General features: G+C 50.8%; 13 protein-coding genes. 6 read left to right on the top strand and 7 right to left on the bottom strand.

Annotated features, from left to right (window positions below):
- Positions 1-28 precede the first annotated feature (28 nt).
- The 4 genes from F608_RS34650 to F608_RS0110725 form a co-directional block, all read right to left on the bottom strand.
- Positions 29-868, bottom strand: a complete 840-nt coding sequence (locus F608_RS34650) for a GIY-YIG nuclease family protein (RefSeq protein ID WP_022665642.1) — start codon at positions 866-868, stop codon at positions 29-31.
- A gap of 72 nt (positions 869-940) precedes the next feature.
- On the bottom strand, positions 941-1396 hold the full coding sequence (locus F608_RS0110735) for an HNH endonuclease (RefSeq protein WP_022665641.1): 456 nt from the start codon (positions 1394-1396) through the stop codon (positions 941-943).
- A gap of 269 nt (positions 1397-1665) precedes the next feature.
- Entirely contained in the window at positions 1666-2520 is an 855-nt protein-coding gene (locus F608_RS0110730) for a CoB--CoM heterodisulfide reductase iron-sulfur subunit B family protein (RefSeq protein ID WP_022665640.1), read from the bottom strand.
- The gene (locus F608_RS0110725) at positions 2517-4145 is read right to left on the bottom strand and encodes a 4Fe-4S dicluster domain-containing protein (protein WP_244154263.1); all 1629 of its coding nucleotides are present in this window, start codon (positions 4143-4145) and stop codon (positions 2517-2519) included. Before F608_RS0110725 ends, F608_RS0110730 begins: the two co-directional genes overlap by 4 nt.
- A gap of 404 nt (positions 4146-4549) precedes the next feature.
- Here F608_RS0110725 and F608_RS0110720 point away from each other — a divergent pair, with 404 nt between their 5' ends.
- Genes F608_RS0110720 through F608_RS0110710 form a run of 3 tightly spaced genes read left to right on the top strand, consistent with a single transcriptional unit; the run spans position 4550 to position 7879 of the window.
- Positions 4550-5962: a HAMP domain-containing sensor histidine kinase gene (locus F608_RS0110720; protein ID WP_022665638.1), complete on the top strand. Its 1413-nt coding sequence runs from the start codon at positions 4550-4552 to the stop codon at positions 5960-5962.
- Between the two features lie 19 nt (positions 5963-5981).
- A complete protein-coding gene (locus tag F608_RS0110715; RefSeq protein WP_022665637.1) occupies positions 5982-6545 on the top strand; it encodes a hypothetical protein in 564 nt (187 codons plus the stop codon).
- Entirely contained in the window at positions 6542-7879 is a 1338-nt protein-coding gene (locus F608_RS0110710; RefSeq protein ID WP_022665636.1) for a sigma-54-dependent transcriptional regulator, read from the top strand. Before F608_RS0110715 ends, F608_RS0110710 begins: the two co-directional genes overlap by 4 nt.
- A 77-nt stretch (positions 7880-7956) precedes the next feature.
- Here F608_RS0110710 and F608_RS0110705 read toward each other — a convergent pair whose 3' ends face one another.
- Together F608_RS0110705 and F608_RS0110700 are read right to left on the bottom strand one after the other, a co-directional pair.
- Positions 7957-8277, bottom strand: a complete 321-nt coding sequence (locus F608_RS0110705) for a hypothetical protein (protein ID WP_022665635.1) — start codon at positions 8275-8277, stop codon at positions 7957-7959.
- A 22-nt stretch (positions 8278-8299) separates the two neighbouring features.
- Positions 8300-8653, bottom strand: a complete 354-nt coding sequence (locus F608_RS0110700) for a hypothetical protein (protein WP_022665634.1) — start codon at positions 8651-8653, stop codon at positions 8300-8302.
- Between the two features lie 364 nt (positions 8654-9017).
- Between F608_RS0110700 and F608_RS0110690 the strand changes: the two genes are divergently transcribed.
- The 3 genes from F608_RS0110690 to F608_RS34645 all read left to right on the top strand — a co-directional run bounded on the left by F608_RS0110690 (position 9018) and on the right by F608_RS34645 (position 14026).
- Positions 9018-9329 (top strand): hypothetical protein, encoded by a 312-nt coding sequence (locus tag F608_RS0110690; RefSeq protein ID WP_022665632.1) that lies wholly within the window; start codon positions 9018-9020, stop codon positions 9327-9329.
- 183 nt (positions 9330-9512) lie between these two features.
- Positions 9513-11483 (top strand): monovalent cation:proton antiporter family protein, encoded by a 1971-nt coding sequence (locus F608_RS0110685; protein ID WP_022665631.1) that lies wholly within the window; start codon positions 9513-9515, stop codon positions 11481-11483.
- 245 nt (positions 11484-11728) lie between these two features.
- A complete protein-coding gene (locus tag F608_RS34645; protein ID WP_022665630.1) occupies positions 11729-14026 on the top strand; it encodes an ATP-binding protein in 2298 nt (765 codons plus the stop codon).
- Positions 14027-14065: 39 nt separating this feature from the next.
- Here F608_RS34645 and F608_RS0110675 read toward each other — a convergent pair whose 3' ends face one another.
- Positions 14066-14542, bottom strand: a complete 477-nt coding sequence (locus F608_RS0110675; protein WP_022665629.1) for a flavodoxin family protein — start codon at positions 14540-14542, stop codon at positions 14066-14068.
- Positions 14543-14614: the final 72 nt, after the last annotated feature.

The raw sequence follows: 14614 nt of genomic DNA, 5'->3' as shown, positions 1-14614 counted from the left end.
TTGTTAAGTGTAATTTTAACGCCATGCATCAGTTTTTATTTAGTCCAAATTGTCGGGTACCAAGTTTTTCTTTCCACCTATTTTCACATTCTATTACCCCATCAACTGTTGTGGTGGCTGGGACTATCTCAAGGATTGAAAACTGGAATGCAGATGGATCTAAACTCTTTAATTCCGAGTTACCTCCATGACCACTTTTAGCATAGGTTGACCACCTACCATAAATACCTTGGTCACCATATGCAGAGCCGACGTATAGCTTCCCAGATGTCTTGTCTTTGATCAGATAAACGCCATTAACGGAAGATAATGCCTTCAACCAAGTAAGATTTGTGTCTGGGAATTGTATTAAATTTTTCAGGTCTTGATAATTCAAGTCCACTAAGCTGAAGGATTGAAAATTTCCGATTGATTTTTTCCCTTTTATTTCTACAACTTCTTTATCTTTTGCTTGAACCCATGCGACAGTTGCTGCTCCCCATTCAATGATTAATCGTTCCGATAAATCATCGAGAATATTGTTTCTTCTTAAATCATATCTTACGGCATGGTTGAACCAGTCAGCCGGCAAATTGTGCTCTTTCAAGAGAACCATAGTTTCTTTGGTAAAACTTGAATTTGCTATGCACCCTTGAATGTCCCACAGGCCAAGAAAAATACCGGTCGTTTTATAATATGGGGCAAAGACAGCGATCGCTTTGGATTTACCAAATTTATTTGGATTCTGGAAGCTCTGATACACTTCGAGCCGCTTGATATTGTTTAGAAACGTCTCATAAATTGGAATTTCTTTATTCCCATGACGAACCAGCTTTATCGTGGCTGGATTGATACCGTATATTTCAAATATTTTGTATATAGTGATCATTTCTCTTCGTTGCAGAACGTATTGCTCACCAGAGATGGCCGCTTTTTGGCCCGAATCTGGTGGAGCAAATGGTTATGGCAAAAACCATTTATTCAGAAGGTTAATGCCACCTTCTGTAATTGAGAATCTAGAAGTGGCATCTTCAATTTTCCCGTATCCCATCTGAGTCTCTTCTTTTTTCATATAGCCCAGTTCACATAAATGATACAGCATATACGGGAATGCAATAACCCCAAAGTTATTTCGTTTTGCAATTTTTAGAGCATTTATTCCAAACGTTGTAACTGTCTTATGGATTAAGCTTCTTTTTCTCCCAAAAACTTGCTCTTTTGTTGGAATGTTCTTATTCGGGTCATGATAAGGATTGTGGCAATTATGGCATAGCACAATCAAATTATCATAGTGATTGTGCTCTCGATTTTCATCAATATGATGAATTGTTAATATTTCGCTTCCTCTTGCGCCACATAATGCACAAGCATTGTCTGTTTCATGGAATAAAATTTCAGGCATATCGAAAGCTTTCATATTCAAATTCCAAGGACATAAATTGATCCGTGATTTCCGTTATCTTTCATATTCACTCATCTAACGGGATAACATCCAAAAGGTAAGAATAACCAGATCTGCATAAATATTTATATTATCAATGATGAAATCATTAACATCATCTGAAATGGTATGCAAATTTTTTTATTCAATTTGTCACATAGCTGACCAAGGACTTATAAAAGCTGACCAACATTGATTTCCAAAAAGGCAGGACTGGAAGACGCCGTATTGGAATGGAGCAGGACTTAAAAAGAGTATCCATGCCCCCGGACTGCCCGGAGCGGGGCAGGAATTTCCAGGTTTTTTCCAGGCATTCCCATGGCAAGGCCCAGCAATTCGGAAACCAGGATGGATGGGATGGGGCTTTCCAGTTCCTCCTGGGCGGCCGGGCCGGGGGGATTGTCAAATTGAAGCTGGCAATAATTGCAGGCTGAGCAGATCATGTCTGCGCCGGCCTGCCTTGCACTCTCCATTTTCTGCCGGAGAATGGTATGGGACATGGGTCTGTTCTTTTGGTGAAGGGGATCTCCGCAACATTCAAGGCGCCTGGACCATTCCAGGGGCTCGGCTCCGGTCAGGCGGATGATCCGTTCAAAGATATGGGGGGCGTGGGGGGCGTCAAATTGGGTGATATTGGAGGGTCTCAGGGCATGGCATCCGTAATGGGGGGCGATTTTCAGGTGTTTCAAGGGTTTTTTGATCTGCTTTTTCAGGGTTTCGCCTTCCATGTCCAATACCGTTAATATGTGCCGGATTTGAGTGGTTCCTCCATAGGAAAGGCCTTCTTCTTTCAGGAGAGCGGTGATCATCTTTTTCTTGTCCGGATCGTTCTTGAAAAAATGGTCGGCATGTTTCAAGGCCCCGAAACAGCATTTGCACAGGGTCAGGATGGGCAACCCCTTTTCTTCGGCAATGGCCAGGTTTCTAATGGACAGCAGCAGAAAGGACATCAGGTCTTTATCCCTCATGGGATAGCCGCAGCAGTTAAACTCCAGCTCTTTCAATTCGATACCAAGGGCGGACAGAACCGCGCTGGAGGAAGTCTTGTACCGGGGAAGGTAAAACCCGCTTTTGCATCCTGGGAACAATGCGTATTTCATGATTGATATTCCTGTTTGTAGGCGATGTTTCTCATTTCATAGAAGATATCCGTGACCCGGACTCCCTGGGGACAGCTTTCCTGGCATTGATAACAGGTCAGGCAATCCCATATCATGGGGGCGTTCAAAGCTTTATCCATCAATCCCAGGGAGAGACTGTGGATGATCTGGTGGGGGGCCGTGCCAAAGGCCTGGGGATCCTTTGACAGGGAAACAACCGGGCAGGAATTGGTACAGGACCGGCATTTATAGCAATAGGAAAAGGTCTGGGCCGGAAGGGATTTTTTCAGAAGGTCCAGATCCGGATTCTTTTGGCCGGAGGCGATGGGGATGACCTTGTCCCGGGGGCTCAGAAGGCCTTTTCGGACCCTGTCCGTCCTGAGTCCGGCCATGGGATCTGGTGAGGGCTCCCGGGCGAGCTGATTCCGGGTTTGAATCCAGATATCCTGGAGATCCATACCGGCCGGGCAAAGCTGGGAACACCGGTTGCATTCGGTGCAGATAAAGGAACCTTCGGTAAATGAGCGCCCGGATTCCGGATCAAAAGGATCGCCTGTGGCCGTCTCCCGAATTTTTTCCACCCGTTCCGAGGGGAAAATATAGGGGTTGGAGATAATGCGGTAAACCGGCCCCACCGAGCAGTTAAGGGTACAGGTGCCGCACCGGGTACAGGCCTGGATATCAAAGGCCCTCCGGGTTGCCTTGTTTTCAGGCCGTTTTATGAGCTGGCCTGAAATTCCGTTTGTCAGAATGCTGACGGGGCTGGTCAGGATATGGAGGAATTTACTAAAGGGCAGGTAGGCAAGTCCCGCAAAACAGCTGATAAAATGAACAACCCATATCAGAGTATCCAGGCGGTGTTCATTGAAGAACCTGGCCCAGGGCCTTAGGCCCATAGAGAGTCCATAGGAGGCAAAGGCCCACTGGGGTCTGGAGTGACAGCCCATGCAATTGTCGTCATGGAGGGTTTCCCCCTCTTCCAGTGCCCCAGGAGTTACCTGGAGGACCTCCCCCGGGAAAACCACGTTAAACTCTTCCTGCCAGAAGACCTTTAAGGCCGGAAGTTCTTCCTCATAGATCATGTCTCCCCAATCCACCATCATTTCGTCAAACACGGCAGAAGAAACGATTTTACTTGCCTCAAGGAGGAATCCGGAAAAGATAATGATCCCGAGAAGAGCAATGGCGATATAATCCGGTTTTTTACTGATCAGGCGCAATCCTGATATTTTTCGCCGGCGTCCCATGGCAATGGCAATCCCGATGATGACCATGACACCCAGAACATTTCTCATCGTCATAAAGGGATTCAGGGTGGATGCATAGTCGGAAAACAGGGGCTCGCTGATAAAGCCTTCAAGGGCATGGAAGAGAACAAGTCCTGTGAATCCGTAAAAAATAAACATATGCATGATCCATTTGAGAAAATCCTGGCGAAGCAGCTGGACCTGCAGAATGACGTCGAGAATCAGGGATCTGAACAAACGGAAGAGGCGGACAGGGGAGATCAGGATTCCCAACCCCCCGATGAAAAAGCCTGAAATCCTTTTCAGGAAAGAAAAAGCCTCTTCCTTGGGCCCGATGAAGACCCGGAAAAATTGAATGAACCGATGGGATAATCCCAAAAGAAAAACCGCCAGAGAAAGGAAGAAACTATATGTATAGATCACAGGCCCGCTTCCACTTTTTGATTTTTGAACGATTGATATCCGGTTGATTGGATATCACAAAATGAAAAACTTCTACAACCTAAAATGCGAAATGAGTAAAATTAATTGATTGCCATCCCGTCCCCCCTCTCCCAAGGAAGAAGAATATCGGCCGTTTTCTACAGAACCCGGAAGCCGTATCTGTGGGATAAAATTGTGCGGCCGTTAGCAAGGTTCCGGGCGAATCAACCCGGCAAAGTTTGACTTTGCCCGGGGTAAATGATAGAAAGCTACGGGTTTTCGGCAGCCCCTGACAGCCCACGCCCGCCTGCCGGGAGAAGGCCTATCAGGCTCTGCCCAACCAATACAACGGCCAGGCCATGAAACTGGGAATTGCAAAAAAACTGTTCATACTATTTTTTCTGTTCATCCTGATCTTTTACGGTACCGTATTTGACCTGTTTTTCAAGGTCAGGGAGATGTCGGCCCGGTCGGCCCGCATCGTAGGCGTGAACAACCGGATTGCCGCATTATCCAAAAAAATGCAGGACAACCTGGTGGACATGGACGTCAATGGAAAAAAACTCAGATTATTGAAAAAAGACCTCTATTTTACCGGATTTGAAAGGGCACGAAAGGGGTATATTGAGGCCATTGCCGACATCCTGAGCCTGAATCCCGAACCGCCCTGGCCGGACTTGAATACCGCATACGGCCAGTATATCCGGCCCGGGCCGAAAAAGGAGATGCTCGCCGCCGGAGACGGGTGGGAGGGAGCGGGCCGGGTTCCCCAGTGGACGGCTGACATTGAAACGGCCAGAAAGGAGAACCAGACCCGGATCGACCAGGCCCTGATCCGGATCAACACCTTAAGCCGGCTGATCGTCCGCAACGGGATGGTCGGTTTCGGCATCTCCATCATGGTCGGCCTCCTGGGGGTCCTCTTTATCACCCGGTCCATGCTGGCTCCCCTGAACCGGTTAAAAACAGGGCTTTCACAGGTTTCCAATGACAATTACAATCACCTGATTCCGGTTCGGTCCAGGGATGAGTTCGGAGAGCTTACCCAGGCCTTTAACGACATGAGCCGCCAGCTTAAGGCGGATGAGGAGATCCGTTCCGACTTCATCGCCACCCTGAGCCATGAGATCCGGACCCCGCTCTCATCCGTCCGGGAGTCTGTGAACCTGGTGTCTGAAGAGGTGCTGGGCCCGGTAAATGAGCAGCAGCAGAAATTTTTATCCATTGCCGGTAAGGAAACCGCCCGGATCACCAATCTTCTGAACCGCCTTCTGGACACGGCCAGCCTGGACACCGGGCCGGGGGAGATCCTGCCCCTGGAGCCCAACCATCTCATCCGGGAAACGGTGCAACGCCTTGCCGGCCGGGCTGAACTTGCCCGGGTCAATGTCTCTTTCACCCCCATGGAAGAGGCCCCCAAGGTGATGGGAGATCCCGAGGAAATCCTCCAGGTATTGATCAATCTCCTGGACAACGCCATCAAATTTTCCGCTGAAAACAGTCGGATCACCCTGTTTCTAACCCTGGAGGCCCAACACCTCATGTTTAACATCTCAGACGCAGGTCCGGGGATTCCCCGGGAAAAACAGCGCCTGGTTTTTAAAAAATATTACCGGACCCAGGAGGTCCGGGACCACGCAGACGGCGTGGGACTCGGCCTGAACATTGCCAGGCGTATTGTCCAGGCCCACGGGGGAACCATTTTTGTCAAGAACAACAGAGACCGGGGATGTACCTTTTCCTTTTCCCTGCCCTGTGTAAAAAACGCCTGACACCAAGGAGCTTTTTATCATGCACTTTCAATATAGTTTAAAGGGATTTTGGACCATGGGCCTTTGGGCCTGCCTGTTTGCCCCGGTCTTGGGAGTGATGCTGACCGGATGCACTGTCACCGGACTTTACGGTCAAAGAGACCGGCATTTGAATCTGGCCACCCAGGCTTTTTTTGCCCGGGACTGGCCCCGGGCAAAAAAGAGGTTTTTCGCCCTGGCCGCCCAGACCCAAAACCCCAAGGCCGTAAACGCAGGGATTTACGGTCTGGCCTGTGTCGACATGGCAGCGGCAGAAGACGTCCCTTCATTTTTAGAGGCCCTGAAAACCCTTTCCCGTGAATCCGGGGACCGGTTCAGGAGCCAGGATCCTGAACTCTTGATTCTTGCGGCAGATCACGGGTTCCGGCTCATGGAAAAAAAACAAAAAGACCAGGCAGATCAGCTCCTCCGGCTCGGTCTGGAGAAAAAGAGTTCCGTTGAGACAATCAAGACCCTTGAACAGGCCATCAAACGCCTGAAACACCAGATCCAGGTGCTTGAGCGCATTGACCAGGAACTTCAGGAAAAGAGGAATCCATCATGAAGACCCCCCAAAAGATCCTGGTCGTGGACGATGACCCCAATATTCTGGCAGTGCTGGAGACAAGGCTCTCGGCAGCAGGGTTCAGGGTTCTCCAGGCCGGGGATGCCGCATCCGCCTCCCGCATCCTTAAACAGACCCCTGTCGATCTTCTGGTCTCTGACGTAAAAATGCCCCGGAAAAGCGGCATGGAGCTGTTCAAAGAGATCCGGGAAACCCTTCCTGATCTTCCGGTCATCTTCCTGACCGCTTACGGCACCATCCCCGATGCCGTGGATGCCATCAAGCTGGGCGCCGTGGATTATATTTCAAAACCCTTTGACGGCAGGGAACTCATCGAAAAAATTAACCAGATCCTTGCCCTCTGCAAAAAAGAGGCAGCCACGGCCCGTCCCGAGGGGTTTGAAGGGGATTATTATTGGGGAGAAAGCCCGGCCATGAAAGCCCTGTTTGACATGGTAAAGAAAGTGGCCCCGACCCAGGTCAATGTTCTGCTTCTCGGGGAAAGCGGTGTGGGAAAAGAGCGCATTGCCCGGTACATCCATGAACATTCCGCCCGGAAAAACCAGGCCTGCGTGGTCGTGGACTGTGGTTCCACCCCTGCCGGCATTCTGGAAAGCGAACTCTTCGGCCATGTCAAAGGCGCGTTTACCCATGCGGTGAAGGACAAGACCGGTCTTATCGAGGCGGCAGACAAGGGCACCCTTTTCCTGGATGAGATCGGCAACATCTCCCATGACATGCAGTGCCGGCTCTTACGGTTCCTTGAGGACCGGCAGATCCGGCAGGTGGGTTCGGTCTGCGAGACACCGGTGGACTGCCGGGTGATTTCGGCCACCAATGCCGATCTCATGGAGGATATCCAGGCCGGAACCTTTCGCCAGGACCTTTACTACCGGTTAAAGGGCATTTCCCTGACCATTCCGCCCCTGAGGGAACGCAGGGAAGACATCCCCGAACTGGCCGCCTTCTTTGCCGGCAGTGCCGCAAAAGATGGGGAAATCCGGTTCTCTGCAGATGCCATGGACCTGCTGTGCACCCATTCATGGCCCGGCAATATCCGTGAACTGAAAAACGTGGTGGAGGTGGGTGCCATTCTCTGCCAAAACCAAACCATAGAACCCCGGGACCTCCAGATTGAAACCCTTGAAAGGGGAGGGGCAGAAGCACCGGGCACGGCCTTTTCCATTGAAGAGAGCGAAAAAAACACCATTATCCGGGCATTGAAAGAGACCCGGGGGGTTCAGAAAAAAGCCGCCGACCTGTTGAACATCAGCAAACGGGCCATCCATTACAAGGTCAAAAAGTACAAGATCGACCCGGGTCTCTATCGATAGGAGCCGGGAGGCATAAAAAAAGGGCGGCCCTTTACGGACCGCCCTTTCTCATATGGAGTCAGTATGCAGAATCGGGTTTACTTGAATTCCGAGATCTGCCGGACAAGTATTACCATTCCGGCATCAGAGGTATAGCCGTCCCCTGTCACCATAACCGTCTTGCCGGCAAAGGAACCAAGATCCTCTTCACATTCGAGCAAATAGGTGTTTTCGCCGTCCAGCAGGGTGACGCCCTTGGCCGTTTTTTCGATAACGCCTTTCACCTGAACCCGGGAAACGGATTGTTCTCCTGCGGGCTTGGGCACGGTTCCTGTGTTTGTGTCCTGGGCAGATGCCAGGGATCCCATGGCGATCATGGCTGAAGTGATTAAAATGGTAAGGGTTTTTTTAGAGTTCATGTTTTGTCTCCTCTATATTGATTTACTCTGTTAAATTGCCAGGGTTTTCAATTGCCTGAACAATCTGGATAAAACGGTCTGAGCCATCTGTCTTCAAGGTGCCGATCACCTTGACCTGTCTTCCGATGAGGTCGGTTACATCTGAATCGCATTTCAGGTCATACCGGTCCTGGCCATCGACCAGAACCAGTTCTCCTGAATCGGATCGTTCCAGCATCCCGTACATCTCCAGACCGACTACGGCCTCCGGTGTATCCTCCCCGGGATTTTGGACCCTGTCCCCGGAGGAGACTGAGTTTTTCTCCTCACAGGCAAAGGTCAGCATCCCGACAAGACCGGCCAGGAGAATGGCAATGGATACGGTTTTTTTATTCATGGTTCTAACTCCTTTCCTAAGATGTTTTCTGGGGCTTTGACTCCAGTGCCTCCCTAAAGAGCAAGGGGTGTGCCATGGTTATAAGTGTCTGTATTTAAAAATATTATCCAAATAGAGGCCTTTTTTTCCGGCCGGAATAGTTACAAGATTTTCATCCGGGTTTCGTTTTTTTCAACTTTAAAAAGCCGGCCGGTCCGTGTGCAAAAATCGTAACCCGACCTGCTGTTTTCGTAACCCGGATCAATGGAAGGCAGGCCCTGTTTCCAGGATAGGCAAATGATTTTAAGGCATTGAAGAAATGGCATGCTGTTTGCTATCTGCCAGGGATAGACAAAATACCATTACAAAGGAGGTCCTTTTTTAGATGACAGCAACAGACCCGCCAAACCGATACGCCAGTGCCGCGTTCAGGCTGGAAACCCCCGGGATTTTCTTCCAGTTTAAACTGAGGCGTACAGAGGCAGAACCGCTGTTTGCACTGGTCCAGAAAAATTCCAAAGCCCTTTCCCGTCTCAAGGAAGGCTCCCTGGTCCCCATGACCTTTTATTATCCGGACAAAACCATTCCGCCGGTAAAGATAGAGACACGGATAAAGTATATCCGGGGCACCGGCACCCCCGGTTTCAGTGAGCATGTCATGGTTGCCCTGGATATTGATGGTGGGGGCGGGAATTGAAAAATGGATGTCCGATATTCCCGGCAACCGGATGGTTCATGAAGGTCAGTCCTGAAAAGAGAACTTTTTAAATCCGCAAAACTTTACTATAAGAGAGGGAGTGCCGTGTAAAAAACGATTCAACGGCTTTGGTCCTGTTCGGGCAAATTTGAAAATGGATTCCCCGGGGAATCAGGAGGACAATTGGGCATAGCCACGGACATCATCCTCATCGTTGTGGCTGCATTTTTCTGCGGTCTGGCCATGCAGCGGCTGGGTCAGCCCCTTATCCTTGGATATATCGCGGCCGGGATTGTTCTCGGCCCCCATACCGGAGGGTTGACCGTATCCGGCATCCATGAAATTGAACTCCTTGCCGAAATCGGGATTGCACTTCTATTGTTTGCCCTGGGACTGGAATTTTCCCTGAAAGACCTGAAGCCGGTCAGACGGATTGCCCTGATCGGAACCCCCGTTCAAATGGCGTTGACCCTGGGGCTGGGATTCGGCATCGGTCATTGGATCGGATTGGACTGGAAGTCTTCTCTGTGGCTGGGGGCCCTGGTTTCCCTGTCCAGTACCATGGTCATCCTCAAGACCTTAATGAATCAGGGCTGGCTGGGAACCCTGTCCAGCAAAGTCATGATCGGAATGCTCATTGTCCAGGATCTGGCGGTGGTTCCGATGATGATCATCCTTCCCCGGTTAAATGATCCGGCCGTAGGCCTGCCCGCCCTCGGCTTTGCCGCCTTGAAAGCCGTTGGATTCCTGGTGGCCATGGTTTTGCTCGGAACCCGGTATCTTCCCCGGCTGATGTCTTATATCGCCAGACTCGGTTCAAGGGAGCTTTTTTTACTGGCCATTACCGCCATCGGCCTGGGCATCGGGTACATCACCCATCTGGCCGGGCTCTCTTTCGCCTTTGGCGCCTTTGTTGCCGGAATGGTATTGAGCGAATCCGATTACGGACACCAGGCCTTAAGCGATGTGATCCCCCTGCGGGATCTTTTCGGCCTGCTGTTCTTTTCTTCCGTCGGGATGCTCTTTGATCCGGCTTTTCTCTTGGACCATGTCGGAGAAGTCCTTTTCCTGGTTCTTACCGTGTGCCTTGGCAAGGGACTTATCTTTGCACTTGTCTCATACATTTTCCATTACCGGAACGTCATCCCCCTGGCCGTAGGGCTGGGCCTTTTCCAGATCGGGGAGTTTTCCTTTGTCCTGGCCAGGGTGGGGGTATCCACCGGTTCCATCGGAAATGACCTTTACACCCTGGTTCTGACCGCAGCCATTTTATCCATGGTTCTCACCCCTTTGATTTCAGGACAGACAGGCAAAATATATGCGCTCAAAAAACAATGGTTCCGCCATGAAAAGCTGGAAACCTCCAACATCCCGGATCAGGGCTTCAAGGGGCATGTGGTGATCATCGGAGGCGGGAGGATCGGTTCCCAGATCGGGCAGATATTAAAAGGCTTGAACATATCCTTTGTCATTATCGAACTGGATCACAGGCGGTTTGAAATTGCCAGGACCAGCGGCATGGCCGTGGTTTACGGGGATGCGAGCCAGAGCATTGTCCTTGAAGCAGCAGGGGTGAAAAAAGCATCCCTTCTCATAGTGACCCTGCCGGATCTGGTCACTGCCCGGCTGGCCATTGTTCAGTCCAAAGGCCAGAATGAAGAACTCAATATCGTGGTGCAGGCAGCCGGTCCGGATTATTTCGATGTGATGCGCAATCTCGGAGTGTCAGAGGTTGTCCTGCCCGAGTTTGAAGCCAGTCTTGAAATGACCCGCCAGTCCCTGATTCATTTGATGATTCCGCCGGCGGATGTTCAAAGGCATACGGATGCCATCCGGCAGGAGCTCTATGCGGCATTTTTCAATTCAAATGAAAACTATCGAACCCTGAGCCAGCTTCGGGGCGCTGAACAGCAATTTGATCTGCAATGGATCCGGTTGAGCCGGGACAGTTCTCTGGTCAACCGGTCAATTGGCGAAAGCCAAATCCGGAAGACCACCGGGGCATCGGTTGTGGGTGTTGTCCGGGACGGCACATTGATTCCCAATCCCGATGCCGGCCTTGTTTTGATGGCCGAAGATCTGGTGGCCATTATCGGAAGCGGCCGGAGCCGGGAAGCCTTTGAATTGAAAGCCGGATCTTTGCACCCGGCCTAACCAGTAAAATTGATTTCAGAATGGCGATCTGTCTATAATCCTTTTGAATCAAGATTATCAGGACCGCAAAAGGATGGGGAAGATTCATCCATCAATTCTTTCAATTGAATGATAGGGAGTTTGTCCTTTCATTTTCTGGAAGATAGTAATTTTTAATTGCTCTGGCAGCCGGATATCATATATATCTTTATGGTAAACAGACAATTGTATTATTACTAGTAATGCCCAAAGGGAAAAATCTGTCAATGAAAAAGCTAGTATATCAAACCTTGTGCATCCCCCTTCTCCTAGGCAGTCTATTTTTTTCCCGTGCCGCGGCAGAAGATCTGTCCCGGGTTCTGGTCATTCATTCCTACCACAAGGGATTTATCTGGACGGACGGGGTTGACGCTGCCATCCGGGATGAATTCTCCAGGGGCCAGGATGTCCAGGTGATGTCCGAATTCCTGGACACAAAAAGACGGCCCCTGGAAGTCATGGCCCCCATTTTCCATCGTTTTCTGGAAGAAAAATACAGTCATGATCCTCCGGATGCCATTATCGTCTCGGACAACAACGCCCTGATCTTTATGCAGAGCGTTCACAGGGACCTGTTCGGAAATGTGCCCTTATTTTTCTGCGGCATCAACAATTTTCATCCCCAGATGCTGGAGAAGCTGGGCCCTAGGGTCACCGGTGTAGTGGAGAAGACCGACCCTGCCGGCACCATCCGGCTGATCCTCCACCTGCAGCCGGACCTGGAGCGGTTGATTGTTGTCACCGGTATGTCGGCAACCGCAAGGGAGATCAAAAAAGAAACCGAACCGATCCTGTCAGGCTTCCAGCAGGAGGTGATCTGGAAGGACCGCCTCTCCAGCCGGGAGTTGTTCCCCTTTCTGGAAACCCTGGGTAGAAAGGATGCTGTCCTGCTGATTGCCTTTAACCAGGACAGCGACGGGACCTTTTACTCCTACCAGATGGGAGCCAGGCTCATCTCCAGCCGGTCCCGGGCACCGGTTTACGGGTTGTGGGACCATTACCTGAACACCGGTGTTGTGGGCGGCAACATGGTCAATGCCCGGGATCAGGGCAGAACCGTTGCCAGACAATGCCTTGACCTGTTAAACACCGGCCGGATTTCCGCCATCCACGAACAAAGCCCCAACACCATCCTGGTGGATTACCAGGCTTTGAGACACCATGGATTCAAATCCTCTGATCTCCCGGCCCAGGCGGTTGTCATCAACCAGCCCCCCTCCTTTTACCAGAGCCACAAACTGCTGATCTGGTCTGCCTGCGTCTTTATACTCGTGCTGATCCTCCTGGTCGTCACCCTGGCGGGTAATATTGTCAGGCGCAGGGAAAGTGAGCAAAAGTACAGAAATTTGTTTGAACTTTCCATGGATGCCATCTTCCTGATCAATATGGATCTGGAGATCCTGGACTGCAACCCTGCCGCCTTAACCCTTTTCTGCATCGATACCAAGGAGGATTTCCTGCTGTTGAATCCCGCAGACATTTCCCCTGAGTTTCAGCCGGACGGGAAACCCTCCTTTGAAAAAGCGGTCAAGCTGGTGAATATGGTCATGGAAAGCAAGGCTCGCTATTTTGAGTGGCGCCATTGTAAATCCACCGGCCAGGAATTTGATGCCAGTGTGCTGCTGTCCCGGATGAATATCGGGGGGAAAAATTTTGTCCAGGCCACTGTCCGGGACATCTCAGATCAAAAAAGAGCCCAGGAAATGCTGATCCAGTCGGAAAAAATGATGTCTGTCGGCGGGCTTGCCGCCGGCATGGCCCATGAAATCAACAATCCCCTGGCCGGAATGCTCCAGAGTGCCACTGTGCTGACCAATCGTCTGACCCGGCCGGACATGCCTGTCAATATTGAGGCGGCCCTGGAATCCGGCACCACCATGGAAGCGATTGCCGCTTTCATGGCCCGCAGACAAGTCCCGAAGATACTTGAGGCCATTAAAACCTCAGGCGCCAGAATAGCCGCCATTGTGGAAAATATGCTCAGTTTTGCCAGAAAAGGGGACTCTTCCTTTTCCACCCATAATCCAGTGGAATTGATGGAAAATGTGCTGACCCTTGCGGCCACGGATTTTGACCTGAAAAAACATTATGATTTTAAAAATATCACCATTCAAAAAGAATACGGCCGGGACCTGCCCCAGATCCTCTGCGAGGCCGGCAAAATCCAGCAGGTTCTGCTGAATATCCTGAAGAACGGAGCCCAGGCCATGTTTGAACAGGCCGGTAAAAATCCGCCTGAATTTGTGATACGGATCTGCCATGAACCTGCTGCCCAAATGTTGAGAATCGAAATCCAGGACAATGGGCCGGGCATGGACAAGGAGACTGCCAAACGGATCTTTGAACCTTTTTTTACCACCAAGCCCATCGGCCTGGGAACCGGTTTGGGCCTCTCTATCTCCTATTTCATCATCACCGAAAACCATGGGGGCACCCTGGCGGTTTACTCCCAGCCGGGAAAAGGGGCCAATTTCGTCATCCGACTGCCCCTGGAAACTTCCTTCCATGATCAAACCCCGGCGTGACAGGGGTGAGGTTTGGCAACCGGACCGGCAATATCGGTTTCAGAGTTTTTTGATCATCCCGGCAAGGTCTCTGAGATCGGCTTCATCCGGGTGGCCCACGGCATCCGATGCATCTTTGAGCCATGCCGGGGGTTCGGCTTTTTGACTCACTTTTTCAAGGACGTTGGGATTGACCTCTCCCTGGCAGGTGAATACACCTGCAATGTCTGCATTGTCTGTCAGGCCGGCAGCATACTGAATGCAGGTTTTAACATGGTCGGAATCCCTGGCCGCCCCGTGGGTGGCAAATAAAAAGAGACGGGTGCCGCTTTTCAGCCCGGACAAGAACTCCTGGGATTTGGGATCGGGCTTTCCGGCCATGAACCAGAAACCCACGGCCACCATGTCATATCCTTCTGTTTCCTGGGCCTGATCAACGGGAAGCATATCCTTTTCCCCGTCAAGGGTCTCAAATATCGTTTCGGCAAGTTTCAGGGTATTGCCGCTCTGGGTGGAATAGACGATCAAAGTCTTCATTCGGTGTTCTCCTCCGTATTTTTAAAATGGGTACAAACATCCTCAATTGGAATGGCCCGGCATCCCGGAAGG

The sequence above is a fragment of the Desulfospira joergensenii DSM 10085 genome (assembly GCF_000420085.1).
GTDB lineage: Bacteria > Desulfobacterota > Desulfobacteria > Desulfobacterales > Desulfobacteraceae > Desulfospira > Desulfospira joergensenii.
The sequence above is the reverse complement of the archived record's forward strand: the minus strand, read 5'-3'. Positions and strand labels throughout refer to the sequence as shown.

Coding starts and splice junctions, on each gene's coding strand:
- F608_RS0110730 (WP_022665640.1), bottom strand. CDS start 2,520: ATGAAATACGCATTGTTCCCAGGATGCAAAAGCGGGTTTTACCTTCCC.
- F608_RS34650 (WP_022665642.1), bottom strand. CDS start 868: ATGATCACTATATACAAAATATTTGAAATATACGGTATCAATCCAGCC.
- F608_RS0110715 (WP_022665637.1), top strand. CDS start 5,982: ATGCACTTTCAATATAGTTTAAAGGGATTTTGGACCATGGGCCTTTGG.
- F608_RS0110735 (WP_022665641.1), bottom strand. CDS start 1,396: ATGAAAGCTTTCGATATGCCTGAAATTTTATTCCATGAAACAGACAAT.
- F608_RS34645 (WP_022665630.1), top strand. CDS start 11,729: ATGAAAAAGCTAGTATATCAAACCTTGTGCATCCCCCTTCTCCTAGGC.
- F608_RS0110700 (WP_022665634.1), bottom strand. CDS start 8,653: ATGAATAAAAAAACCGTATCCATTGCCATTCTCCTGGCCGGTCTTGTC.
- F608_RS0110690 (WP_022665632.1), top strand. CDS start 9,018: ATGACAGCAACAGACCCGCCAAACCGATACGCCAGTGCCGCGTTCAGG.
- F608_RS0110705 (WP_022665635.1), bottom strand. CDS start 8,277: ATGAACTCTAAAAAAACCCTTACCATTTTAATCACTTCAGCCATGATC.
- F608_RS0110710 (WP_022665636.1), top strand. CDS start 6,542: ATGAAGACCCCCCAAAAGATCCTGGTCGTGGACGATGACCCCAATATT.
- F608_RS0110720 (WP_022665638.1), top strand. CDS start 4,550: ATGAAACTGGGAATTGCAAAAAAACTGTTCATACTATTTTTTCTGTTC.
- F608_RS0110675 (WP_022665629.1), bottom strand. CDS start 14,542: ATGAAGACTTTGATCGTCTATTCCACCCAGAGCGGCAATACCCTGAAA.